We start from the raw sequence: 22,584 nt of genomic DNA, 5'->3' as shown, positions 1-22,584 counted from the left end.
CTGGCTGGTGCTGCCGATGGCCTGTCGGCTCGCACTCAGGACACGGCAGCTGCGCCAAGGGTCGCGTGGCAATGAGGGCGCACTTCAGACACGAAGGGCGCCCTTTTTCATTTCAGCGCTCGGCCTCGATGCCTTGCAAAACGGCCTCGGTTAAGGCCAGGCCTTTCTCCAGCGAGTTTTCCGTTGCCGCCAGCAGGCTGCGCGTCGGCTCGACTGCTTTCTCCAGCGCGATGGCATTGGTTTCGTAGGCCGCCCTCAATGCCGCGACTGCACATACCAGTGCATCTTCACTGTCGATCCCCTGGCGAACCGTGAACGTCGGGGGGTGGGCATAATTGCAGGTGCCGAAGGCTATACAGGCGGTGACTGAGCGGGGTGCGTTCGGATCAGGAGGGGTACATGAGGGTAGGCTCATGGGCGTACCTCTCGGGCATCGGAGAGACGTTCGAACGACAAGCGGGGTGGATCTGGGATGGATTTCTCAAGCATGGGCTACTCCTTGCAACGCTCTGTAATGTCGCTCCTTACCCATACGCCAATATAGGTGAGCGGAGCCGTGCGGGTTGGCGTGCCGGACAGAGAACCGGTGAGCCCGAAGGCTCCCACACACGGCGCCGCCCATAGAGGGTGCAGCCATGCAGAACACCACTGCCGTTGGCAGCCATGCTCAAACTCTGTCCTGTCTGGGACGCCAATCCCGTGCCGCAGAATCTACTGCGGTGCGGCACAGTACTCAAGATCCCAAAGGCTGTCAAAACGTTCGCTAACCTCTACAGCAGCGACCGTTCGGCATCCCACTCAACCGCAAAAAGACAGTACTCATAGGGCATCCCACCCCCCTGTAGGAGCGGCCGGCCAGCGCTCCGGTTCAGCCGCGATGGCTGGCGCAGCCGGCCCAATAGCAACAGCGCCATCCTCCACCCCCTATAGGCATACCGCATCCCATTAGCGCCAGGGATAGAGCTGGGCAGCATGCCGAGCTTTACACCGCCTGAACTGGGGCGGCGCTGCCGCCCATCGCGGCTAAAGCCGCTCCCACAAGGATCGCGTGGTGATGTCGATCGGGCTGTAGCCCACTTTGTTGGAGCAGCCGGTTCGGCGCTCCGATCAGCCGCGATGGACGGCGCAGCCGGCCCAACGCTTCAACTCGAACCCCCAAGAGACGCAACTTGCCGGTCGCTTGGCACAAGGCCCTCCTTCGAAACTCGTAAGCTGGACGCCAAGCCTCCATCATGCCTATAACTGGCATCGACGCCGACCTCCCCCGCGCCCCGTCCCAATTTTTCAACTTCCAACGAATAGCCCACATGACCCTAGCCATCCGCCCAGCCTCCCCCGACGACCTGCCCGGCATCCTCTCCATCTACAACGACGCGGTACACAACACCCTGGCGATCTGGAACGAGGTGCCGGTCGACCTCGCCAACCGCCAGGCCTGGTTCGCCGCCCGCCAGCAGCAGGGCTATCCGATCCTGGTGGCCGTCGACGACAGCGGCGTGCTGGGCTACGCCTCGTTCGGCGACTGGCGCCCGTTCGAGGGTTTCCGGCTGACGGTCGAACACTCGGTGTACATCCGCCACGACCAACGCGGCAAAGGCCTGGCGCCACGCCTGATGGCCGAACTGATCGCGCAGGCGCGCACCTGCGGCAAACATGTGATGGTGGCGGCCATCGAGAGCGGCAATGCCGCTTCGATCCGCCTGCATGAGCGTTTGGGGTTTGCCGTGACGGGGCAAATGGCCCAGGTGGGCGTGAAGTTCGGCCGTTGGCTGGACTTGACCTTCATGCAACTGCAGCTGGACGACCAACCAACCCCGCCGTAGGCACCGCCTGGAAAGCCTCGTGGCATCCAGCGTGGAATCGAGAGTCGGTGGAGGGCGTCCAGGGCCGCGGACGACCACCCGGACCACCTGAGTGCTGCCCCGCAGCCGCCTGATCGCGGCGCTTCAGGTCAGCGCTGGGTGAAGCGTCCCAGCTGCTGGCGCAACCTGCTGTTCTCGGTACGCAACTGCTGTACCTCCTCGAGCAACTCCAGCGCCAACGCTACGCCCTCCCATTCCAGCTGCAATTGCCGATGCAGCTTGACCGCCCGGCGGGTGCGCAGCGGCGCCTGATCGTCGAACAGCCAGTCTTGCGGCGTTCGCCCCTGCGGCTCGACGATGCCGTGCTCGACGATCTCGATCACGCAGTCGGCCGATACGTCGGCCTCGCGACACAGGGTATGCAGGTCCAGTTGCACGATCAGGGTGCGGCTCATGGTCACTTGCTCCAGTTGGCCCTCGGGTCGAAGGCGGCCTGTTCGGAAAGTTTGCTCCACAGCTCACGCGCTTTAGCATCGGATTGGCTAGGCATGACCACTTTGAGCTGCGCGTAGAGATCGCCGCGCTCGCCCTGCTTGTTGGTCAAACCCATGCCCTTGACGCGCAGACGCTGGCCGCTCTGGCTGTCGGGGCGGATGGTCAGGTTGATGCGCCCGGTCAGGGTCGGCACCGCGACCTTGGCGCCCAGCGCGGCCTCCCAAGGCGCCAGGGGCACGGTGATGATCAGATCGTGACCTTCGACGTCGAACTGCGGATGCGGCGCCAGACGCAGGGTCAGGAACAGATCGCCATTGGCGCCCCCGCCCAGACCCGGCGCGCCCTGGCCCTTGAGGCGGATGCGCTCGCCGTCGGTCACGCCCGCAGGAATCTTCACGTTGAGGGTTTTGGTGGTGAAGCCGGTGCGCTGCCCCATCGCATTGGTCTGCGGCACCTGGAAACTGATCTGTTTGGAGTCCTTGCTCAGGGTTTCTTCCAGGAAGATCGCCAGTTCCAGCTCCACGTCCTGCCCGCGGCGCCCCGCGCTGCGCTGCTGCTGTTGGCCACGGCCGAACGGGCTGCCGCCACGGGCTCCGAACATCGAACTGAAGAAATCGGAAAAGTCGCCGTTGTCGAAGCCGCCGCCACCGCCGCCGCGGTTCTCCCACCCGGGTGGGGCCTGGAACGGCCGGCCGTGCTGGCCGCCATATTTGCGGATCTCGTCGAATTCGGCCCGCTTCTGCGCGTCGCCCAGCACTTCATAGGCCTCGTTGGCCTCTTTGAATTTGTCTTCGGCGCCGGGCTCCTTGCTGACATCGGGGTGGTATTTGCGCGCCAGCTTGCGGTAGGCGGCTTTGATGGCCTTGTCATCCGCGCTCGGCTCGACGCCCAATATCTTGTAGTAGTCTTTGAAGTCCATCCAAGGGTCACCAATGTGAAGTTACATGTTGCAACTGTAGATAAGGCCCAAGGATAGCGGTTCAAGATCCGTTTGGGCGCTTCTTGCAACGGATGGCCGGTCTTGATTTAGCTGTCGGCTCGCATACACTGCGCGGCCGTTTTGCCTCCGGAAGCTTTTTTTCATGTCTGACCTCTCCCCGGCCCGCGCCTGCGGCATCGACTTCGGCACCTCCAATTCCACGGTCGGTTGGCACCGTCCGGGCGTCGAGTCGCTGATCGCGCTGGAAGACGGCAAGATCACCCTGCCCTCGGTGGTGTTCTTCAACCTCGAAGAACGCCGTCCGGTGTATGGCCGCCTGGCCCTGCACGAATACCTCGAAGGTTACGAAGGCCGGCTGATGCGTTCGCTCAAGAGCCTGCTCGGCTCCAAGCTGATCAAGCACGACACCAGCGTGCTGGGCACGGCGTTGCCGTTCAAGGACCTGCTGGGCATGTTCATCGGCGAGCTCAAGCAGCGCGCCGAGGCCGAGGCCGGGCGCAGCTTCGAGCAGGTGGTGCTGGGCCGCCCGGTGTTCTTCGTTGACGAAGACCCGGCCGCCGACCAGGAAGCCGAAGACACCCTGGCCGAGGTGGCGCGCAAGATCGGCTTCAAGGACGTGTCGTTCCAGTACGAGCCGATCGCCGCGGCCTTCGACTACGAAGCCAACATCGGCGGTGAAGAGCTGGTGCTGATCGTCGACATCGGCGGCGGTACGTCCGACTTCAGCCTGATCCGCCTCTCGCCCGAGCGCCACCTGCTCGACGACCGCCACAGCGACATCCTCGCCACAGGCGGCGTACACATCGGCGGCACCGACTTCGACAAGCAGTTGAGCCTGCAAGGCGTCATGCCGCTGTTCGGCTACGGCAGCCGCATGAAGAGCCAGGCGCTGATGCCGACCAGCTACCACCTGAACCTCGCCACCTGGCACACCATCAACGCGCTGTACTCGAAAAAGTCGCAGCTGGCCTTGGGCAGCATGCGCTACGACATTGAAGACACGCTGGGCATCGACCGGTTGTTCAACCTGATCGAGCAACGCGCCGGACACTGGCTGGCGATGGAAGTGGAAGCCAGCAAGATCGATCTCACCGCGCAGCCTTCGCGGCGCATCGACCTGAGCCGGGTCGAACCGGAACTGAGCGCCGAGCTGACCCGCGCGCTGTTCGAAAGCGCCATCGACGGGTTGCTCGAGCGGGTGCGCGGTAGCGTGCGCGAGCTGCTGGCCAAGGCCGGGGTGAGCGAGCAGCAGGTGGACACGGTGTTCTTCACGGGGGGTTCCAGCGGTATCCCGGCATTGCGCAACAGCGTGGCGGCCATGCTGCCCAACGCGCGGCATGTGGAAGGGAACATCTTCGGCAGCATCGGCAGCGGCTTGGCGATCGAAGCGCGCAAGCGCTATGGCACGGTGTGACCACAGCGTGCGGGGGCGATTGGCCAGGGTTTTGATTCATTCGCGCAGGTGTGCGATGTGGTTGGCGACTTGAATACTGTTCATTTCTCGTCACAACGCGTTGGGGCCAATAGGCCGGCTTCGCCGGCCATCGCGACTGATCGGAGCGCCGAACCGGCCGCGCCTACAGGGAGTGCGCACGCCGCATGGGATGCGCACTCCCTGTAGGAGCGGCTTCAGCCGCGATGGGCCGCGCAGCGGCCCCAGTACCTCCCCCCTATCGACAGACATGACGCCCGCTGCGGCGCGGCGAACGCCATCGCCAGGCTCAACGCGATTGCAGGCGGTAGCCGCGCTCCTGCAGGCAGGCGCCCAGGGCCTGCTGGTAGGCCTGCCAGACCGATTGGGCGGGGGCATAGGGCGCGTTGGCGGGGTCGAACCCGGACTGGCTCACGGCCCATTGATAACACTGGGCGCCGTCCTGCTGCTGTTGCTGCGCGCCTTGGCCGTACAGCGGCTCGACGTCGATGGCCGGCGCCGCGCCCGTTGAAGGCTGCGGCACAGGGCCTGGCATGGGCCGCGGCGCCGGCGAAGGCTGGGGCGCAGGCAGCGGTACGGGCTGCGGCTGCATCGCCGCCGGGTCGACCACCCGATACTGGCCGATGTCCGGCAGGTACTGGTAATAGACGCCGGCCACGATGAACAGCGGCTGCCCGTTCAGCCACACTTCCTGGGCGTAGTCCGGCAGCCCGTCGACCTGCAAGCCGTAGGGCGGGGTGACGACCACATAGGCGTTGCCGTACGGCCGATACCAGTACCCGCCCGAATAGAAGTAGTCCTGCCCGTGATAGGGAATCTTCCAATGCCGCTCGGCGAAGCCGTCGATGCGCTGCCCAGGCCGCAACAGCGGGCCACCGCCCCAGCCGTTGCCCTGCCCATGCGGTCGACCCGGCCAATCGCCGCCAGGGCGCTGACCGGGACCGCCGGCTTGCCATGAGCGATAGTCGCCTTCGCGACGGGGGATGTCGCGGTAGAAACCGGGGCGCGCCGGCTGCGTCTGCCAGACTTCGTCGCGGGAATTGAGCGGCGAATGGCCCGGCGCGTTCTGCGCAGCAGCGCCTTCGTTCGGTCCGGTTGCCGACGACGGCACTTCGGCTGGTAAAGGTGCGGCCTGCAAAGGTGCGGCCGGCACAGGCGCGGCCAGCCCCATGCACACCACACCCAAAATCGCCCACTGAGCGAAACCTGATTTCATCGCACCACCCTCGACCGACATTGGCATCAACGCCGTCGAGTCTACCCGCACCGTGCGCCTGGGCGGTGAATCGCGCGCATTAAAAAAGGGAGACCGCTGGGGGCCTCCCTCTCGAATGGTCGTCCGTGCTCGACGTGGATAACGTCGGCTCACCTCACCCGGTCTTCTGGACTGGATGTAGCTCGGGGGCCTGACGGATCCGGTGGGATGGCCTGGCCGCGAGCGCCTGTCTGAGGCGCCTCGCCGTGGACTGTTGTCCGAGCAGTGATTCTGTTGATAACGATAGGGCAAGCGACCCGGCACAAGATTGCGAATATTGCTGATTCAAATACTGCTTGCGCAATTTTTTACTATGATTCGATAATTCGCCGCAATCTGCACAGACAAGGCCTTGAACATGAGCAAACTCGATCGCTACGACCTGAACATCCTCGAAGAACTGCAACGCGATGCGCGCATTTCCAACCAGGAACTGGCCGAACGCATCGGCCTGTCGCCCTCGCCCTGCTCACGGCGGGTCAAACAGCTCGAAGACGACGGTTACATTTCCCGCCAGGTGGCCCTGCTCGATCGCAAGAAACTGGGCCTGAGCCTGACCGCCTACGTGCTGATCGGTATGGACCGGCATACCCCCGAGCGCTTCGAAAGCTTCGAAGCGGTGATCCGCAGCCTGCCGCAGGTGCTCGAATGCAGCCTGGTCACGGGCATGGACGCCGACTACCAGCTCAAGGTCGTGGTGCCCGACATGGACCATTACCAGAAACTGCTGCTCGGCAGCCTGACCCGTATCGAAGGCGTCACCAGCGTGCGCTCGAGCTTCGTGCTCAACCAGGTACTGGCCAGCACCGAGATGCCGCTGACCCACCTGCGCTGAATCGCAGCGACCGGTGGGGTATGCTCGCCGGTCGAACCACCCTTGAAGGAGCGCAGCGATGGACCCGGCAGTGTTCGAAGCATGGATGATGATCGGCCTGGTCAGTGCGCTGGTCGGTTTCATGGGTTTCATCGTCTGGGATCTGGCGAAGAAATCCAAAGCCGGGCGCTTGGGCACGCTGATCCTGTTTTTCGTACTGGGCCTGGGCGTGATGGCGTTCGTCGTCAAAACGGTGGCGGTGGCGTTGATCGAGGGCGTGTGACGCAGGCACGTGCGGCGACCAGGGTTTGTACAAAAAATCGCCGGGCGACGACCAGACAAGGCCGATGGCGACCCTGCGAAAACCGGCGGGGGCGCCTAGCCGGGGGCGCCTAGCCGGGGGCGCCTAGCCAAGGAAGCGGAGTTTACGGGTTGTAAATGAGCATTCCGCCGGGGCCGGCCTTCCGGCTTGTTGTCAACGCAGCCTGATCATCGCGCAGGCACTTCACGTACAAGGTCTAGCGTGGCACCGGCACCTCACGCCACGCCCCCGGCGCCAACCCCTCCAAGGCCCAATCGCCGATCCTCACCCGCACCAGGCGCAGCGTCGGCAGCCCGACTGCCGCCGTCATGCGGCGCACCTGGCGGTTGCGCCCCTCGCGGATGACCAGCTCCAACCAACAGGTCGGTACGCTTTTGCGAAAGCGTACGGGCGGTGTGCGCGGCCACAGCGTTGGCTCTTCGAGCGCGCGCGCTTGAGCTGGCAAGGTCGGCCCGTCGTTGAGTACGACGCCTTTGCGCAACTGCTGCAACTGCGCCTCGCTGACCTCGCCCTCGACCTGCACCCAATAGGTTTTCGCCAGCTTGTGCCTGGGGTCGGCAATGCGCGCCTGCAAACGCCCGTCGTTGGTCAGCAGCAACAGGCCTTCGCTGTCGCGGTCCAGCCGCCCGGCCGGGTAGATGCCGGGAATGTCGACGAAGTCCTTGAGCGTGGCGCGCCCTTCGCCGTCGCTGAACTGCGTCAGCACATCGAAGGGTTTGTTCAGCAGGACCAGCCGCGGCTCGGCCGGTGGCGCCTTGGGCGGGCGCCGTGTGGCGGAAGACCGCGCCGAGGGACGGCGCGGGTTGGAACGGGATGGCGGGGGCATGCGACCTCAGCGGAACGGCGGCTCGTCGAAGCTGCGCAGTTTACGCGAGTGCAGCGCGTTCAGCTCGGTGCGCAGCAGGTCCAGGGCGGCGATGCCGATTTTCAGGTGCTGGCTCACGGCGCGGTTGTAGAAGGCATTGGCCGAGCCCGGCAGTTTGATTTCGCTGTGCAGCGGTTTGTCGGACACGCACAGCAAGGTGCCGTAGGGCACCCGCAGGCGGTAGCCCTGGGCGGCGATAGTGCCGCTTTCCATGTCCACTGCCACGGCCCGCGAGAGGTTGATCAGCGGTCGCTCCTGGGCCCAGCGCAATTCCCAGTTGCGGTCGTCGTAGGTCAGTACGGTGCCGGTGCGCAGGCGTTTTTTCAGCTCGTCGCCGCGCTCGCCGGTGACGTGCGCCGCGGCCTCCTGCAAGGCCAGCTGCACCTCGGCCAGGGCCGGGATGGGAATGTTCGGCGGCACCACGCGGTCGAGAATGCCGTCGCGACGCATGTAGGCATGGGCCAGCACGTAATCGCCGATGGTCTGCGACTGGCGCAGGCCACCGCAGTGGCCGATCATCAGCCAGCAGTGCGGGCGCAGCACGGCCAGGTGGTCGGTGATGTTCTTGGCGTTGGACGGGCCGACGCCGATGTTGACCAGGGTGATGCCGTCGCCGTCGGCGGCGATCAAGTGATAGGCCGGCATCTGGTAGCGGTGCCAGACCACGCTGGCGACCAGGGCCTGGGTCTGCACTTCGTCCATGGCCTTGTCGACGATCACGTTGCCCGGCAGCACCAGGCGCACGAAGCGCGGGTCTTGGCGCAGTCTTTCCAGGCCGTGGGCGATGAACTGGTCGACGTAGCGGTGGTAGTTGGTCAGCAGGATCCACGGCTGCACGTGGCGCCAGTCGCTGCCGGTGTAATGCACCAGGCGGCGCAGGGAAAAGTCCACGCGGGTGGCGTCGAACAGCGCCAGCGGCAAGGCCTCGGCGTTGCCCCAGTCCCACTGGCCGTCGGCGATGTCGTCGGTGGCGGCGGACAGGTCGGTGCTGGGGAAGACCCGCGCCAGCGCCGCAGCGGTGATACCGCTGCCGGCCAGTTCGTCGCCCTGATCGACCACATAGGGGTAGGGAATGCTCTGCTCGCTCATGCCCACTTCGACGGTGACGGTGTAGTCGTTCATCAACGGCCGCAATTGGTCGAGCAGGTAGCCACGGAAGGCCTCGGGCTGGGTCACGGTGACGCTATAGACGCCATCGACCTGGACCTTGGCATAGGCCCGCGTGGTGGCCGCCACCTCGCCCTGGCTGGCGTAGGTCAGACGGATGGCCGGGTAACGGTACAGCGCCCGCTCGGCGGCGGTGGGTTCGGTACGGTCCTTGAGGTAGCGCTTGAGGGCCTGGCTGAGGGCCCCGGTGGCCTGTTGATGCAAGGCCGCCAGACGGTCGACGGCCTGTTCGGGGGTATCTACGACTTCAAACGCGTGGCTCACACTGTGCTTCCTGTCTGGGACATGCAGGCGTCCATCTTGCCTCGGTTGCGCGGGAAATACATCCCCGGCCACGCGCCATCAATCCACTTGCCGGACGCTGCGTCCGCGCCGTCCGCACGTCGCCTTCGCTGCGCCCGGACAGCCTGCCGTAGACACGTGCGATGCCGACCAGACGGCTGCCGATCGACCCTCGCCGAGCGTCGCGTCAGCCGCTTCGAGCGACGGCCTGGCATGCATCGGTCAGGGCACTGTATCCACTCGACAGGCAGGGGTAACGGCTCGTCATACAAACCGGTCAGGCCCGATTCGCACCAAGCGGTTTGGTGTTAAGCTCGCCGACCATGAATATCTACAGCTCACGCCCTGTTGTCCTTTGTCTCTCCGGCCACGACCCCAGTGGCGGCGCCGGCTTGCAGGCAGACATCGAAGCCCTGCTGGCGCAAGGTTGCCATGCGGCCCCGGCCGTGACCGCGCTGACCGTGCAGGACACCGTCAACGTCACCGACTTCCGCGTGCTCGACCGCGAATGGGTGCTGGCCCAGGCCAACGCCGTGCTGGCCGACTCCGAAGTCGCGGCGGTCAAGCTCGGCATGCTCGGCTCCATCGAGATGGTCGACACGGTCGCCGAACTGCTGGCGGCCCATCCGCACCTGCCCATGATCTGCGACCCGGTGCTACGCGCCGGCGGCGGCGGCCGGCTGGGCAAGGACGAAGTCGGCTATGCGCTGCGCGAACGCTTGCTGCCGCTGGCCCTGATCGCCACGCCGAACCTGCCCGAAGCGCGCATCCTCGCCGAGCTGCCCGAGGGCAGCGCCGACGAATGCGCCGAGGTGCTGCTGCCGTTTTGCCGCAACCTGCTGATCACCGGCGGGCATGGCGACGAAGCGCAGATCCACAACCGTCTGTACCGCCGAGGCGGCGCGCCGCTGACCTGGACCTGCGAGCGCCTGCCGGGCAGCTACCACGGCTCGGGCTGCACCCTGGCCAGCGCCCTCGCCGGCCGCCTGGCCCAGGGCGAGCAACTGCACAGCGCGGTGCCCAGCGCCCTCGACTACACCTGGCGCACCCTGCGCGACGCCGAGCGGCTCGGCCGCGGCCAGTTCGTGCCGCGCCGTCTGCCCCTGGATTTCTGTTCCTGAACAGCACGAGGTCTGCCATGGCCCTACGCGGTCTCTACGCCATCACCGATAGCCACCTGCTGGCCGGGCGCCTGCTGCCCTATGTCGAGGCAGCGCTCGACGGCGGCGTGTGCCTGCTGCAGTACCGCGACAAGAGCGACGACGCCGGCCGCCGTATGAAGGAAGCCGAGTCCTTGTTGCGCCTGTGCGAGCGCTACGGCACGCAGTTGATCATCAACGACGACGCCGAACTGGCCGCGCGCCTTGGCGTCGGCGTGCACCTGGGGCAGACCGACGGCCCGCTGAACCCAGCACGCGCACTGCTCGGCCCTAAAGCGGTGCTCGGCGCCACCTGCCATGCCAGCCTGGGGCTGGCCGCCCAGGCCGCCGCCGAAGGCGCCAGCTACGTCGCCTTCGGCCGCTTCTTCAATTCCGTCACCAAACCCGGCGCGCCGGCGGCCAGCCTCGAACTGCTGGCCCAGGCCCGCGCCGCGATCAAGCTGCCCATCGCCGCGATCGGTGGCATCACCCTCGACAACGCCGCCCCGCTGGTCGCCCATGGCGCCGACCTGCTGGCGGTGATCCACGGCCTGTTCGGTGCCGACAGCGCGCAGGATGTCACCCGCCGCGCCCGCGCCTTCAACGCCCTGTTCGCTTCCTGATTCAAGAGAGTTCACCCATGTCCCGTTCCGAAGACCTGTTCGCCCAAGCCCAGAAACACATTCCCGGTGGCGTCAACTCGCCGGTTCGCGCCTTCCGCAGCGTGGGCGGCACCCCGCTGTTCTTCAAACACGCCGAAGGCGCCTACGTGGTCGACGAGGACGACAAACGCTACGTCGATTACGTCGGTTCCTGGGGCCCGATGATCCTCGGCCATGGCCACCCGGACGTCCTGGAGTCGGTGCGCAAGCAGTTGCAGCACGGGTTGTCGTACGGCGCGCCGACGGCGATGGAAACCGAAATGGCCGACCTGGTCTGCTCGATCGTGCCGTCGATGGAGATGGTGCGCATGGTCAGCTCCGGCACCGAAGCCACCATGAGCGCCATTCGCCTGGCCCGCGGCTACACCGGGCGCGATGCCATCATCAAATTCGAAGGCTGCTACCACGGCCACTCCGACAGCCTGCTGGTCAAAGCCGGCTCCGGCCTGCTGACCTCGGGCGTGCCGAGCTCGGCGGGCGTGCCGGCAGATTTTGCCAAGCACACCCTGACCCTGCCCTTCAACGACCTGGCCGAAGTCGAGAAGACCCTGGCCGAAGTGGGCCAGACCGTGGCCTGCATCATCGTCGAGCCGGTAGCCGGCAACATGAACTGCGTGCCGCCCGCGCCGGGCTTCCTCGAAGGCTTGCGCGCGCAGTGCGACAAGCATGGCGTGGTGCTGATCTTCGACGAAGTGATGACCGGTTTCCGTGTCTCGCTCGGCGGCGCCCAAGGCCACTATGGCGTCACCCCGGACCTCTCGACCTTCGGCAAGATCGTCGGCGGCGGCATGCCGGTCGGCTGCTTCGGCGGCAAGCGCGCGATCATGGAATGCATCGCCCCGCTCGGCCCGGTCTATCAGGCCGGTACCCTGTCGGGCAATCCGTTGGCGATGGCGGCGGGCCTGACCACCCTGCGTCTGATCAGCCGCGAAGGCTTCCACAAAGAGCTCACCGACTATACCAGCCGCATGCTCGAAGGCCTGCAGGAACGTGCCGACGCGGCGGGCATTCCGTTCGTGACCACCCAGGCGGGCGGCATGTTCGGCCTGTACTTCAGCGGCGCCGACGACATCGTCACCTTCGACGACGTCATGGCCAGCGACGCGCAGCGCTTCAAACGGTTCTTCCACCTGATGCTCGGAGGCGGTGTGTACCTGGCGCCGAGCGCGTTCGAAGCCGGTTTCACCTCCATCGCCCATGGCGACGCCGAGCTGCGGATCACCCTCGACGCCGCCGAGCGCGCGTTCGCCAAGCTCGAATAAGCAGACGGCAACACGGTGGGGACGGGCCTTGGCGTCCCCACCATAGAATTTCGCGTAAATCTTTGTAAGGTTTGCCTCGCTTATCCCATAATGTGCCACCAGAGACATTGGCCGCAGCTTTGCAGAGGTAAGTCTATCCCCATGAACCGCACCGGCCGCGCCCTGACCCTGGGGTGCCTGTTGCTTGCCACGCCCCTGCTGTCGCTGGCAGAGGAAGGCAACTCGTTGCTGATCCCAGCCACGGGCCGCTGCACGCTCAACACTCAGCCCCAAGACCTCAAGCAGGCGCTGCAAACCTGTGAGCGTCTGGCCGAAGCCGGCGAGGCCGAGGCGCAGTACGAACTAGGCGAGCACTTCTATACGCAGTCCCCGCAGCAACTGCAAAAGGCCCTCGACTGGTTCCAGAAGGCTTCTCTGCAAGGCCATGCCCAGGCCCAGTACCGGCTTGGCGGCATGTTCTTCCGGGGTGAAGGGGTCAAGGCCAACCACGTACAGGCCTACATCCTGCTGAAGATGGCGGCGGTCAACGGCGCCGAAGATGCGCTGGACATGGCCGACGAGGTCACCGAACAGATGCCGCGCGAAGAGCTGGAGCATGCTACCCAGGTGCTGGGGCAGATTTTCCGCAAGTACCTCCTGGAGTTGCAGACCGCCGAGGGGCGCTCGCCGTTCGCGCCGCTGCCTTGAACCGGACCGGTCTCAGCGCTCAGGCGCTGGCATCGGGAAGGGCATGACGTTACCCGAACCTTTGGCCTCACTGATCTTCGCCGTTCCCAGACGCTCCACTTCGTCGATGCGCACGATCGACTGCATGGGAACGAAACTGCGGATCACCCCCTCGAACTGGGCCTTGAGCTTTTCTTCGCCCGGATCGACCACCAGCTGGCTGCGCTCGCCGAAGACGATTTCCTCGATTTCCAGAAAACCCCACAGGTCGCTCTGGAAGATCTGCTTGGCATACAGTTCGAAGACCTGGCCCTGGTTGAGGAAGATCACTTTGTAGATGGCAGGTTCGGGCTTGCTCATGGTCGATAGGAAAATACATGCGGGAAAAGGGCCGGCATCATAGCAGAGCCACGCCCCCGTAGATTGGCCACCGGGCAGGATCACCAATGCCAGCAAGGCTTTACCGCCGCCACCCGAATCGCCAGCCGGGGCGGGGATCGTCTTTCGCCGACCCTTGATCGTTTCAGTGCTTTCGTCGCTGTCATTCAGGGGTTATTCTTCAGCCACATTCATTGCCGTCGAGCGGCCAAAAACCACCTTGAACGCACCCACGCCTCCCCATCGTTTCCTCCTCGAGCCTTTCGAGGCCCATCGGTTCGCCAACTTGAGCGGCCAGTTCGACGAGCACCTGCGGCTGATCGAACAACGCCTGGGCATCGAAATCCGCAACCGCGGCAATCAGTTCGAACTGATTGGCGAAGCCAAAGCCACCTCCAACGCCGAACAGCTGCTGCGCCGCCTCTATCGCGAGGCCAAGGCCACCGAACTGTCCCCTGAAATCGTCCACTTGTATCTGCAGGAGTCCTCGGTGGAAAACATCGACAACCCGGCCGTGAACGAGGTCAGCGTTTCCTTGCGCACGCGCAAAGGCCCCATTCGTCCACGCGGCGTCAATCAACAGCGCTACGTGCAGAAGATCCTCGCCAACGACATCAACTTCGGTGTCGGCCCGGCCGGTACCGGCAAGACCTACCTCGCCGTGGCCTGCGCGGTCGATGCGCTGGAGCGCGAACAGGTGCGGCGCATCCTGCTGGTGCGCCCGGCGGTCGAGGCGGGCGAAAAGCTCGGCTTCCTGCCCGGCGATCTGGCGCAGAAGATCGACCCCTACCTGCGGCCGCTGTACGACGCCCTGTACGAAATGCTCGGCTTCGAGCACGTGGCCAAGCTGATCGAGCGCCAGGTGATCGAGATCGCGCCACTGGCCTACATGCGCGGTCGCACGCTGAACAACAGCTTCATCATCCTCGACGAGAGCCAGAACACCACGCTCGAGCAGATGAAGATGTTCCTCACCCGCATAGGCTTCGGCTCCACGGCGGTGATCACCGGCGACATCACCCAGGTCGACCTGCCGCGCGGCACCAAGTCGGGCCTGGCGCACGTGATCAATGTGCTCAAGGACGTCGAAGGCATCAGCTTCACCCACTTCGAGCCCAAGGACGTGGTGCGCCACCCGCTGGTGCAACGCATCGTCGAAGCCTACGACCGCTTCGAAGCCCTGCAAGCCGCCGAGGCGCCTGGCAAAGATGCTTGAACTCGATCTGCAACGGGCCTCCAGCGCGGCGGCCCCGGGCGACGCCGACTTGCGCCGCTGGTGCGAACTGGCGCTGCGCCAGCGCAGCGCCGACTCCGAGCTGACCATCCGCCTGGTCGACGAGGCCGAAGGCCGCGAGCTGAACCGCACCTGGCGGCACAAGGACTACGCCACCAACGTGCTGTCCTTCCCCGCCGACGTGCCCGAGGAACTGCTCGACATCCCGCTGCTCGGCGACCTGGTGATCTGCATCCCGGTGGTCGAGCGCGAGGCCCGCGAGCAAGGCAAGGCACTCGAGGCGCATTGGGCACACCTGGTGATCCACGGCTGCCTGCACCTGCTCGGCTACGACCACATCGACGATGAGGAAGCCGAGGAGATGGAAGCCCTGGAACGCACGCTACTGGCGGAGCTGGGTCACCCCGACCCCTACGCCGACGATGACCATTCACACACCGACCACTGCAAGGAACACGAGTAACCGCCATGAGCGAAGACCGATCGAGCAACGGGCAGAAGTCCTGGCTGGGTAAACTGACCCAGGCTTTTGCCCATGAGCCGAAAAACCGCCAGGAGCTTCTCGAGCTGCTGCGCGAAGCCCATCAGAACAAGCTGCTCGACAGCGAAGCGCTGGCCATCGTCGAAGGCGCCATCCAGGTCGCCGACCTGCAGGTGCGCGACATCATGGTGCCGCGCTCGCAGATGATCAGCATCAAGGCCAGCCAGACGCCCCGCGAGTTCCTGCCTGCGGTGATCGACGCCGCGCACTCGCGCTATCCGGTGATCGGCGAAAGCCACGACGATGTGCTCGGGATTCTCCTGGCCAAGGACCTGCTGCCGCTGATCCTCAAGGAAAACGGCGACAGCTTCGACATCAAGCAGTTGCTGCGCCAGGCCACCTTCGTGCCTGAGTCCAAGCGCCTCAACGTGCTGCTGCGCGAGTTCCGCGCCAACCACAACCACATGGCCATCGTGGTCGACGAATACGGCGGTGTGGCGGGCCTGGTGACCATCGAGGACGTGCTCGAGCAGATCGTCGGCGACATCGAAGACGAGCACGACGTCGAGGAAGACAGCTACATCAAGCCGCTGCCCAACGGCGACTTCCTGGTCAAGGCGCTGACGCCCATCGACAACTTCAACGAGTTCTTCGACGGTGAGTTCTCCACCGAAGACTTCAACACCGTCGGCGGTCTGGTCATGACGGCCTTCGGCCATCTGCCCAAGCGCAACGAGACCACGGAAATCGGCACCTGGCGCTTCCGTATCCTCAACGCCGACAGCCGACGCATCCATTTGCTGCGCCTGACCCCGATCAACCGTTAAGGACTCCCATGCGCTGGATCACCCGTCCCGGCTGGCCCGGTAATCTGCTGGCCGTGGCGGCCGGCGCCTCGACCCTGCTGGCCCTGGCGCCCTTCGACCTGTGGCCGCTGGCCTTGCTGTCGATCGCCCTGTTCTACGCCGGTCTGCGCGAGCTGAGCCCACGTCAGGCCATGGGCCGCGGCTGGTGCTTCGGTTTCGGCCTGTACGGCGCCGGCACCAGCTGGATCTACGTCAGCATGACCACCTACGGCGGCGCCTCGCCGCTGTTGGCGGTATTGCTGCTAGTGGCGTTCTTCGCCGGCGTCGCCTGGTTCTTCGCCCTACCCGCCTGGGTCTGGGCGCGCTGGCTGCGCCGCCGCGACGCGCCGCTGGCCGATGCCTTGAGCTTCGCCGCGCTGTGGCTGCTGCAGGAGGCCTTCCGAGGCTGGTTCCTCACTGGTTTCCCTTGGCTATATGCCGGTTACAGCCAATTGGCCGGACCTTTGGCAGGCCTGGCGCCGCTGGGCGGCGTGTGGCTGGTGTCGTTCGTCCTGGCCTTGAGTGCGGCGCTGCTGTGCAATCTGTATCGCCTGCGCGCGCAACCCAAGGCCCTGGCCTTGGGTGCACTGCTGCTGGTCGCGCCCTGGATCGTCGGCGTGGCCCTCAAAGGCCACGCCTGGACCCGCCCTGCGGGCGAGCCACTGAGCGTGGCGGCGATCCAGGGCAACGTCGAGCAGGACTTGAAATGGGACCCGGCGCACATCAATGCGCAACTGGCGCTGTACCGCGACCTGAGCCTGAACGCCAAGCCCGTGGACCTGCTGGTCTGGCCGGAAACGGCCGTGCCCATCCTCAAGGACCAGGCCCAAGGTTACATCGACATGATGGGCGGCTTCGCCAGCGGGCGGCACTCGGCGCTGATCACAGGCGTGCCGGTGCGCGAGGAAGTCGACGGGCAGCGTCGCTTCTATAACGGCATAACCGCCACCGGCGAAGGCAGCGGCACCTACCTCAAGCAGAAACTGGTGCCCTTCGGCGAGTATGTGCCGCTGCAAGACCTGCTGCGCGGCGCCATCGAGTTCTTCAACCTGCCGATGTCCGACTTCGCCCGCGGGCCGGCGGACCAGCCGTTATTGCAGGCCAAGGGCTACCGGATCGCGCCGTACATCTGCTACGAGGTGGTGTATCCGGAGTTCGCTGCGGGTCTTGCGGCGCGCAGCGACCTGCTGCTGACGATCAGCAACGACACCTGGTTCGGCACCTCGATCGGCCCGCTGCAACACTTGCAGATGGCACAAATGCGCGCGCTGGAGGCCGGCCGTTGGATGATCCGCGCCACCAACAACGGCGTCACGGCGTTGATCGACCCGCAGGGCCGCATCACCGCCGAGGTGCCGCAGTTCGAACAGGCGATTCTCTACGGGGAAGTGGTACCGATGCAGCAGCTGACGCCCTATCTGCAATGGCGTTCGTGGCCGCTGGGCTTGCTCTGTGCGCTGCTGCTGGGCTGGGCGCTACTGTCTCGGGTCAAAGCCCGGGCGCTTTGAAGGCTCTAGGTCCAAAAAGGTCTGGGGCGGCGTTTGATGTCAGTCAGTTGAACAGGGGTAGTGTCACTTGGGGCTGCTCTGCAGCCCATCGCGGCTCAAGCCGCTCCTACAGGGACGTGTATTCATCAAGCAGTGCACTGACACCTGTAGAAGCGGCTGGCCGGCGCTCCGGTGCAGCCGCGGTGGCCGGCACCGCCGGCCTGACGGCAGCGACGCTTTCCGACAGCAGTACGCACTCACCCAAAAACCTCGAAGGCTTGACCGCCAACGGAGTATCAGGTCGAAATAGGCCGAGCCCCCACCTGTACCTCAATAGAACAACCGATACGCCAGCAACCCCAACGCCTCGTTCAACAACTGTGCGTTCTGCCCAATGGCCCGGCTCTCCGGCAACAGGCCGGCGAAGGGTCGGCTTTCGGCACTGCCGAGCGCGCCCATCGGCGCCGCGATCACCGTGAAGCCTGCGCGCTCGAAACTCCAGCGCGCGCGCGGCATGTGCCAGGCCTGGGTCACCAGCACGATGCGGCGCTTGCCCAGGGGTTGCAGCACCTCGGCGCTGTAGACGGCGTTTTCCCAGGTGGTGCGGCTGCGCCCCTCCTGCCAGCTCACGGCAACGCCGAAATCCGCTTGCAGACGTTCGGCCATCAACTGCGCCTCGCTGGGCGGCTCGCCGAAATGCAGGCCGCCGCTGGTCAGGAGCGGCAGGCCAGAGGCCTTGGCCAGGTTCGCCGCGAAGCGCATGCGCTCCAGTGCCAGCAAGCTCGGCTGGTCGCTGCCGCCCCAGGCCGGGTCGCCACGTTCGCGGCCGGCGCCCAGCACCACGATGGCCTCCGCCTGCTGCGCCAACTGCGGCCAGGCCTGCACTGCCAGCGGCGCCTCGCGCTCCAGCAGACGCGCGCCCTGCTGCACCACCAACGGCAGACTCATCAGCCACAGACCGGCCAGGCCCATGACGAAGCACAGGGTCGAAAGCCGCGGGAAGCGCCCGCGCAGGCACCAGCCCAGCAGCAGCAAGAGGATCAGCACACCGGGCGGCAACAGCCATTGTTTGATGAAAAAGCGAAGGGGCATGGCGCATACCTCATGACAAGGCGTGCAGACTAGGAGGATCGGCGCCGGCCCTCAAGGGCAACGGACGCCGATCAAGTCGAGAGCGTGTAATGAAAGCCCGGAAGCGGGCTGGAAAGGCCGTGGAGGCCGTATCTACCTGAGGGTCGGCGTGCGCGGCCTGGCGGCGACGTCTGGGCGTTTCCTGTCTTTAAGCCAGACGATTCTGGCCGTGCCGGTAGCTGCTTGCGGGTCGCTGCCGGCCTGCCCCAGGCGGCCTTGCGCGTGCACCTTCAACCAGGCCTTGATCACCTCGAACTCGGCCTGGCTCAAGCCGCGCAACTCCAGCTCGACAGGTGCCTGGTCGCGCAGCCTGGCTGCGGTTCTGGCCGTTTCCAGCGCCAGACCCAGGCGGTCGATCAGACGTTCGTAGACCTCAGGTTTGGTCTTGCTTAGCTGCGAATCTCCCATCTACTCACCTCTTCGAAGATAACGACATCTCCCCCAGCCCTGAGCTTAGCGTCACTCGCCAAAGCAGCAGGCCGCCGCGACCAACGGCCCCCCGGCATAGATTGGTTAGCCACCGGCGGCGGCGCTCATGTATGCTACGGCGCTCACTCCATCGACGCCGGAGTACCGGACGCAGCGAGCTCGCGCTGCCTGGAACAGGGTCTTTCCTCTCTCAGCAAAAAGTAGCCATGCACGAACAATACACGCCCCGTGATATCGAAGCCGCCGCCCAGTCTTTCTGGGACGCGCAACAGTCGTTCGCCGTCAATGAACAGCCAGGCAAAGACACCTACTACTGCCTATCGATGTTCCCGTACCCGAGCGGCAAGCTGCACATGGGGCACGTGCGCAACTACACCATCGGCGACGTGATCGCCCGCTACCAGCGCATGCTCGGCAAGAACGTGCTGCAGCCCATGGGCTGGGACGCCTTCGGCATGCCGGCGGAAAACGCCGCGATGAAGAACAATGTCGCGCCGGCCAAGTGGACGTACGAAAACATCGACTACATGAAGACCCAGCTCAAGAGCCTGGGTCTGGCCATCGACTGGTCGCGCGAAGTAACCACCTGCAAGCCGGACTACTACCGCTGGGAACAATGGCTGTTCACCCGCCTGTTCGAAAAAGGCGTGATCTACCGCAAGAACGGCACCGTGAACTGGGACCCGGTCGACCAGACCGTGCTGGCCAACGAGCAGGTCATCGATGGTCGCGGCTGGCGTTCGGGCGCGCTGATCGAGAAGCGCGAAATCCCCATGTACTACTTCCGCATCACCGACTACGCCGACGAGCTGCTGGAAAGCCTCGACGAGTTGCCGGGCTGGCCCGAGCAGGTCAAGACCATGCAGCGCAACTGGATCGGTAAGTCGCGCGGCATGGAAGTACAGTTCCCCTATGACCAGGCCAGCATCGGCCATAGCGGTACGTTGAAAGTCTTCACCACCCGCCCCGATACCCTGATGGGCGCCACCTACGTGGCCGTCGCCGCCGAGCACCCGCTGGCCACCCAGGCGGCGCAGAATGACCCCGAGCTGCAAGCGTTCATCGATGCCTGCAAGGCCGGTAGCGTGGCCGAGGCCGACATGGCCACCCAGGAAAAGAAAGGCATGCCGACCGCACTGCGCGTCGAGCACCCCCTGACCGGCGAGAAGCTGCCGGTATGGGTCGCCAACTACGTGCTGATGCACTACGGCGACGGCGCGGTGATGGCCGTGCCTGCCCACGACGAGCGCGATTTCGAATTCGCCCGCAAGTACCAGTTGCCGATCAAGGCCGTGGTGCGCACCAGCCTGGGCGACGAAGTCGGCAGCGAGTGGCAGGACGCCTACGGCGAGCACGGCCAGCTGATCAACTCCGGCGAGTTCGACGGCCTGGACTTCAGCGGCGCCTTCGACGCCATGGAAGCCGCGCTGATCGGCAAGAATCTCGGCAAGTCGCGCACCCAGTTCCGCCTGCGCGACTGGGGCATCAGCCGCCAGCGTTACTGGGGCTGCCCGATCCCGATCATCCACTGCGCCACCTGTGGCGACGTGCCGGTGCCCGAAGACCAGCTGCCCGTGACCCTGCCGGAAAACGTCGTGCCCGACGGCGCCGGCTCACCCCTGGCGCGCATGCCCGAGTTCTACGAATGCATCTGCCCCAAGTGCGGCAGCGCGGCCAAGCGCGAAACCGACACCATGGACACCTTCGTCGAGTCGTCCTGGTACTTCGCCCGCTATGCCTCGCCCCACTATGAAGGCGGCATGGTCGATCCGAAAGCGGCCAACCACTGGCTGCCGGTGGACCAGTACATCGGCGGCATCGAACACGCCATCCTGCACCTGCTGTACGCGCGTTTCTTCCACAAGCTGATGCGCGACGAAGGCCTGGTCACCTCCAACGAGCCGTTCAAGAACCTGCTGACCCAGGGCATGGTGGTCGCCGAGACCTACTACCGCGTGGCCAGCAACGGCGGCAAGGACTGGTTCAACCCGGCCGATGTCGAGCTCGAGCGCGATGCCAAGGCCAAGATCATTGGCGCACGTCTGAAAAGCGACGGCCAGCCGGTGGAAATCGGCGGCACCGAGAAGATGTCCAAGTCCAAGAACAACGGCGTCGACCCACAGTCGATGATCGACGCCTACGGCGCCGATACCTGCCGCCTGTTCATGATGTTCGCCTCGCCGCCCGATGCCAGCCTGGAGTGGTCCGATTCCGGCGTCGAAGGCGCCAGCCGCTTCCTGCGTCGCGTCTGGCGTCTGGCCCAGGCCCATGTCGCCCAGGGCCTGCCCGGCTCGCTCGACATCGCTGCCCTGGACGATGCGCAGAAGACCATCCGCCGCGCCATCCACTCGGCGATCCGCCAGGCCGGCACCGACGTGGGTCAGTTCCACAAGTTCAACACCGCCATCGCCCAGGTGATGACCCTGATGAACGTGCTGGAGAAAGCCCCGCAAGCCAGCGCACAAGACCGTGCCTTGCTGCACGAAGGCCTGGAGGCCGTCAGCCTGCTGCTGGCACCGATCACCCCGCACATCTCCCACGTGCTGTGGAACCACCTCGGCCATGACGGCGCGGTGATCGATGCCGCCTGGCCTGTCGTGGACGAATCCGCGCTGGTGCAGGACAGCATCGTGCTGGTGGTACAGGTCAACGGCAAGCTGCGTGGCCAGGTGGAAATGCCTGCCGCCGCCAGCCGCGAAGAAGTCGAAGCCGCGGCACGCAGCAACGAAAACGTCCTGCGCTTCATCGATGGCCTGACGATTCGCAAGGTCATCGTGGTACCGGGCAAGCTGGTCAACATCGTCGCCAACTGATGGCAACGCCTGCGCGCCGAGGGCGGGCAGGCGGAATCGGCCCACAAGGGAGCTACAACATGATCAAACGCAATCTGCTGGTGATGGGCCTGGCCGTCATGCTCAGCGCCTGCGGTTTCCAGTTGCGCGGCACTGGCACCAACGAACTGAGCATCAAGGAACTGGACGTCACGGCGCGCAACGCCTACGGCGAGACGGTCAAGCAGCTGCGCAACACCCTGGAAAACAGCGGCGTAAAGCTCTACGGCGGCGCGCCTTACCATCTGGTGCTGCTCAACGAGCGCGAAGACCAGCGTGCAGCCAGCTACACCGGCGGCTCGCGCACGGCCGAATACGAGCTGACCACCGCAGTGGACTACGCGGTGAAAGGCTTGAACGACGCCACGCTGCTGCAAGACAAGATCGAAGTGAACAAAGTCTACGTACGCGACGGCAACAACGTCATCGGCTCCAGCCAGGAAGCCAGCAAGGTGCGCAAGGAAATGCGCAACGAGCTGGTGCAACGCTTGGTGGTACGTTTGCAGCAACTGACGCCTTCGCGCCTCGACGAGCTGCAACGCAAAGCCGACCTGCGCGCCAAGGCCGACGCCGAAGCCCTGGACGCCGCGCGCCGTGCGCAAGACGCCACGCCCCAGCAATCGCCGATGGAAATCCCGGCCAACTGAGCCTGAACGGGGCACGCC

23 protein-coding genes are annotated in these 22,584 nt (G+C 65.2%); 14 read left to right on the top strand and 9 right to left on the bottom strand.

Going from position 1 to position 22,584, the window contains the following annotated elements:
• Positions 1-112: 112 nt before the first annotated feature.
• On the bottom strand, positions 113-415 hold the full coding sequence (locus AA0Z93_RS10065) for a hypothetical protein (protein ID WP_413045453.1): 303 nt from the start codon (positions 413-415) through the stop codon (positions 113-115).
• 892 nt (positions 416-1,307) lie between these two features.
• Between AA0Z93_RS10065 and AA0Z93_RS10060 the strand changes: the two genes are divergently transcribed.
• Positions 1,308-1,823: an N-acetyltransferase family protein gene (locus AA0Z93_RS10060; protein WP_413045454.1), complete on the top strand. Its 516-nt coding sequence runs from the start codon at positions 1,308-1,310 to the stop codon at positions 1,821-1,823.
• A gap of 128 nt (positions 1,824-1,951) precedes the next feature.
• On the opposite strand, the gene AA0Z93_RS10055 is transcribed toward AA0Z93_RS10060, so the two are convergent.
• Together AA0Z93_RS10055 and cbpA are read right to left on the bottom strand one after the other, a co-directional pair.
• Positions 1,952-2,257: a chaperone modulator CbpM gene (locus AA0Z93_RS10055; RefSeq protein ID WP_413045455.1), complete on the bottom strand. Its 306-nt coding sequence runs from the start codon at positions 2,255-2,257 to the stop codon at positions 1,952-1,954.
• A gap of 2 nt (positions 2,258-2,259) precedes the next feature.
• Positions 2,260-3,216: a curved DNA-binding protein gene (gene cbpA / locus AA0Z93_RS10050; protein ID WP_413045456.1), complete on the bottom strand. Its 957-nt coding sequence runs from the start codon at positions 3,214-3,216 to the stop codon at positions 2,260-2,262.
• A gap of 163 nt (positions 3,217-3,379) precedes the next feature.
• Between cbpA and AA0Z93_RS10045 the strand changes: the two genes are divergently transcribed.
• On the top strand, positions 3,380-4,651 hold the full coding sequence (locus tag AA0Z93_RS10045; protein WP_413045457.1) for an Hsp70 family protein: 1,272 nt from the start codon (positions 3,380-3,382) through the stop codon (positions 4,649-4,651).
• Positions 4,652-4,958: 307 nt separating this feature from the next.
• Here AA0Z93_RS10045 and AA0Z93_RS10040 read toward each other — a convergent pair whose 3' ends face one another.
• Entirely contained in the window at positions 4,959-5,885 is a 927-nt protein-coding gene (locus tag AA0Z93_RS10040) for a DUF6515 family protein (RefSeq protein ID WP_413045458.1), read from the bottom strand.
• A gap of 397 nt (positions 5,886-6,282) precedes the next feature.
• On the opposite strand from AA0Z93_RS10040, the gene AA0Z93_RS10035 reads away from it, so the two are divergent.
• Both AA0Z93_RS10035 and AA0Z93_RS10030 read left to right on the top strand, forming a co-directional pair.
• Positions 6,283-6,759, top strand: coding sequence for an Lrp/AsnC family transcriptional regulator (locus tag AA0Z93_RS10035; RefSeq protein ID WP_296269314.1), 477 nt, complete (start codon positions 6,283-6,285; stop codon positions 6,757-6,759).
• 58 nt (positions 6,760-6,817) lie between these two features.
• Positions 6,818-7,021 carry a DUF2788 domain-containing protein gene (locus tag AA0Z93_RS10030; RefSeq protein WP_413045459.1) on the top strand — a complete coding sequence of 68 codons (204 nt, stop codon included), beginning with the start codon at positions 6,818-6,820 and terminating at the stop codon, positions 7,019-7,021.
• A 235-nt stretch (positions 7,022-7,256) separates the two neighbouring features.
• Here AA0Z93_RS10030 and AA0Z93_RS10025 read toward each other — a convergent pair whose 3' ends face one another.
• Both AA0Z93_RS10025 and amn read right to left on the bottom strand, forming a co-directional pair.
• Entirely contained in the window at positions 7,257-7,886 is a 630-nt protein-coding gene (locus tag AA0Z93_RS10025) for a pseudouridine synthase (protein WP_413045460.1), read from the bottom strand.
• A gap of 6 nt (positions 7,887-7,892) precedes the next feature.
• Positions 7,893-9,356, bottom strand: coding sequence for an AMP nucleosidase (gene amn / locus AA0Z93_RS10020; RefSeq protein WP_413045461.1), 1,464 nt, complete (start codon positions 9,354-9,356; stop codon positions 7,893-7,895).
• A 341-nt stretch (positions 9,357-9,697) separates the two neighbouring features.
• Between amn and AA0Z93_RS10015 the strand changes: the two genes are divergently transcribed.
• The 4 genes from AA0Z93_RS10015 (at position 9,698) to AA0Z93_RS10000 (ending at position 13,124) form a co-directional block, all read left to right on the top strand.
• Positions 9,698-10,495: a hydroxymethylpyrimidine/phosphomethylpyrimidine kinase gene (locus AA0Z93_RS10015; protein ID WP_413045462.1), complete on the top strand. Its 798-nt coding sequence runs from the start codon at positions 9,698-9,700 to the stop codon at positions 10,493-10,495.
• A gap of 17 nt (positions 10,496-10,512) precedes the next feature.
• Positions 10,513-11,136, top strand: coding sequence for a thiamine phosphate synthase (gene thiE / locus AA0Z93_RS10010; RefSeq protein ID WP_413045463.1), 624 nt, complete (start codon positions 10,513-10,515; stop codon positions 11,134-11,136).
• A 17-nt stretch (positions 11,137-11,153) separates the two neighbouring features.
• Positions 11,154-12,437: a glutamate-1-semialdehyde 2,1-aminomutase gene (hemL, locus tag AA0Z93_RS10005; protein ID WP_413045464.1), complete on the top strand. Its 1,284-nt coding sequence runs from the start codon at positions 11,154-11,156 to the stop codon at positions 12,435-12,437.
• A 141-nt stretch (positions 12,438-12,578) separates the two neighbouring features.
• Entirely contained in the window at positions 12,579-13,124 is a 546-nt protein-coding gene (locus tag AA0Z93_RS10000) for a tetratricopeptide repeat protein (protein ID WP_413045465.1), read from the top strand.
• A gap of 12 nt (positions 13,125-13,136) precedes the next feature.
• On the opposite strand, the gene AA0Z93_RS09995 is transcribed toward AA0Z93_RS10000, so the two are convergent.
• On the bottom strand, positions 13,137-13,463 hold the full coding sequence (locus tag AA0Z93_RS09995; protein ID WP_313740780.1) for a DUF1820 family protein: 327 nt from the start codon (positions 13,461-13,463) through the stop codon (positions 13,137-13,139).
• A gap of 238 nt (positions 13,464-13,701) precedes the next feature.
• On the opposite strand from AA0Z93_RS09995, the gene AA0Z93_RS09990 reads away from it, so the two are divergent.
• Genes AA0Z93_RS09990 through lnt form a run of 4 tightly spaced genes read left to right on the top strand, consistent with a single transcriptional unit; the run spans position 13,702 to position 17,549 of the window.
• Positions 13,702-14,697 carry a PhoH family protein gene (locus tag AA0Z93_RS09990; RefSeq protein ID WP_413045466.1) on the top strand — a complete coding sequence of 332 codons (996 nt, stop codon included), beginning with the start codon at positions 13,702-13,704 and terminating at the stop codon, positions 14,695-14,697.
• Positions 14,690-15,178 carry an rRNA maturation RNase YbeY gene (gene ybeY, locus AA0Z93_RS09985; protein WP_413045467.1) on the top strand — a complete coding sequence of 163 codons (489 nt, stop codon included), beginning with the start codon at positions 14,690-14,692 and terminating at the stop codon, positions 15,176-15,178. Before AA0Z93_RS09990 ends, ybeY begins: the two co-directional genes overlap by 8 nt.
• A 5-nt stretch (positions 15,179-15,183) precedes the next feature.
• The gene (locus AA0Z93_RS09980; RefSeq protein WP_413045468.1) at positions 15,184-16,023 is read left to right on the top strand and encodes an HlyC/CorC family transporter; all 840 of its coding nucleotides are present in this window, start codon (positions 15,184-15,186) and stop codon (positions 16,021-16,023) included.
• A gap of 8 nt (positions 16,024-16,031) precedes the next feature.
• On the top strand, positions 16,032-17,549 hold the full coding sequence (gene lnt / locus AA0Z93_RS09975) for an apolipoprotein N-acyltransferase (RefSeq protein WP_413045469.1): 1,518 nt from the start codon (positions 16,032-16,034) through the stop codon (positions 17,547-17,549).
• Positions 17,550-17,858: 309 nt separating this feature from the next.
• Here lnt and AA0Z93_RS09970 read toward each other — a convergent pair whose 3' ends face one another.
• Together AA0Z93_RS09970 and AA0Z93_RS09965 are read right to left on the bottom strand one after the other, a co-directional pair.
• Positions 17,859-18,620: a YdcF family protein gene (locus AA0Z93_RS09970; RefSeq protein ID WP_413045470.1), complete on the bottom strand. Its 762-nt coding sequence runs from the start codon at positions 18,618-18,620 to the stop codon at positions 17,859-17,861.
• Between the two features lie 132 nt (positions 18,621-18,752).
• Complete coding sequence (locus AA0Z93_RS09965; RefSeq protein WP_413045471.1) at positions 18,753-19,067, bottom strand: hypothetical protein; 315 nt, start codon at positions 19,065-19,067, stop codon at positions 18,753-18,755.
• Between the two features lie 227 nt (positions 19,068-19,294).
• Between AA0Z93_RS09965 and leuS the strand changes: the two genes are divergently transcribed.
• Positions 19,295-21,901, top strand: a complete 2,607-nt coding sequence (gene leuS / locus AA0Z93_RS09960) for a leucine--tRNA ligase (RefSeq protein ID WP_413045472.1) — start codon at positions 19,295-19,297, stop codon at positions 21,899-21,901.
• 59 nt (positions 21,902-21,960) lie between these two features.
• A complete protein-coding gene (lptE, locus tag AA0Z93_RS09955) occupies positions 21,961-22,566 on the top strand; it encodes an LPS assembly lipoprotein LptE (protein ID WP_413045473.1) in 606 nt (201 codons plus the stop codon).
• Positions 22,567-22,584 lie beyond the last annotated feature (18 nt).

The sequence above is a fragment of the Pseudomonas phoenicis genome (assembly GCF_047302395.1).
Classification (GTDB): Bacteria; Pseudomonadota; Gammaproteobacteria; order Pseudomonadales; family Pseudomonadaceae; genus Aquipseudomonas.
Note: the sequence above shows the minus strand (reverse complement) of the source record. Positions and strands in the feature narration are given on the sequence as shown.

Coding starts and splice junctions, on each gene's coding strand:
- AA0Z93_RS10065 (WP_413045453.1), bottom strand. CDS start 415: ATGAGCCTACCCTCATGTACCCCTCCTGATCCGAACGCACCCCGCTCA.
- AA0Z93_RS10060 (WP_413045454.1), top strand. CDS start 1,308: ATGACCCTAGCCATCCGCCCAGCCTCCCCCGACGACCTGCCCGGCATC.
- AA0Z93_RS10055 (WP_413045455.1), bottom strand. CDS start 2,257: ATGAGCCGCACCCTGATCGTGCAACTGGACCTGCATACCCTGTGTCGC.
- cbpA (WP_413045456.1), bottom strand. CDS start 3,216: ATGGACTTCAAAGACTACTACAAGATATTGGGCGTCGAGCCGAGCGCG.
- AA0Z93_RS10045 (WP_413045457.1), top strand. CDS start 3,380: ATGTCTGACCTCTCCCCGGCCCGCGCCTGCGGCATCGACTTCGGCACC.
- AA0Z93_RS10040 (WP_413045458.1), bottom strand. CDS start 5,885: ATGAAATCAGGTTTCGCTCAGTGGGCGATTTTGGGTGTGGTGTGCATG.
- AA0Z93_RS10035 (WP_296269314.1), top strand. CDS start 6,283: ATGAGCAAACTCGATCGCTACGACCTGAACATCCTCGAAGAACTGCAA.
- AA0Z93_RS10030 (WP_413045459.1), top strand. CDS start 6,818: ATGGACCCGGCAGTGTTCGAAGCATGGATGATGATCGGCCTGGTCAGT.
- AA0Z93_RS10025 (WP_413045460.1), bottom strand. CDS start 7,886: ATGCCCCCGCCATCCCGTTCCAACCCGCGCCGTCCCTCGGCGCGGTCT.
- AA0Z93_RS10015 (WP_413045462.1), top strand. CDS start 9,698: ATGAATATCTACAGCTCACGCCCTGTTGTCCTTTGTCTCTCCGGCCAC.
- thiE (WP_413045463.1), top strand. CDS start 10,513: ATGGCCCTACGCGGTCTCTACGCCATCACCGATAGCCACCTGCTGGCC.
- hemL (WP_413045464.1), top strand. CDS start 11,154: ATGTCCCGTTCCGAAGACCTGTTCGCCCAAGCCCAGAAACACATTCCC.
- AA0Z93_RS10000 (WP_413045465.1), top strand. CDS start 12,579: ATGAACCGCACCGGCCGCGCCCTGACCCTGGGGTGCCTGTTGCTTGCC.
- AA0Z93_RS09995 (WP_313740780.1), bottom strand. CDS start 13,463: ATGAGCAAGCCCGAACCTGCCATCTACAAAGTGATCTTCCTCAACCAG.
- ybeY (WP_413045467.1), top strand. CDS start 14,690: ATGCTTGAACTCGATCTGCAACGGGCCTCCAGCGCGGCGGCCCCGGGC.
- AA0Z93_RS09980 (WP_413045468.1), top strand. CDS start 15,184: ATGAGCGAAGACCGATCGAGCAACGGGCAGAAGTCCTGGCTGGGTAAA.
- lnt (WP_413045469.1), top strand. CDS start 16,032: ATGCGCTGGATCACCCGTCCCGGCTGGCCCGGTAATCTGCTGGCCGTG.
- AA0Z93_RS09970 (WP_413045470.1), bottom strand. CDS start 18,620: ATGCCCCTTCGCTTTTTCATCAAACAATGGCTGTTGCCGCCCGGTGTG.
- AA0Z93_RS09965 (WP_413045471.1), bottom strand. CDS start 19,067: ATGGGAGATTCGCAGCTAAGCAAGACCAAACCTGAGGTCTACGAACGT.
- leuS (WP_413045472.1), top strand. CDS start 19,295: ATGCACGAACAATACACGCCCCGTGATATCGAAGCCGCCGCCCAGTCT.
- lptE (WP_413045473.1), top strand. CDS start 21,961: ATGATCAAACGCAATCTGCTGGTGATGGGCCTGGCCGTCATGCTCAGC.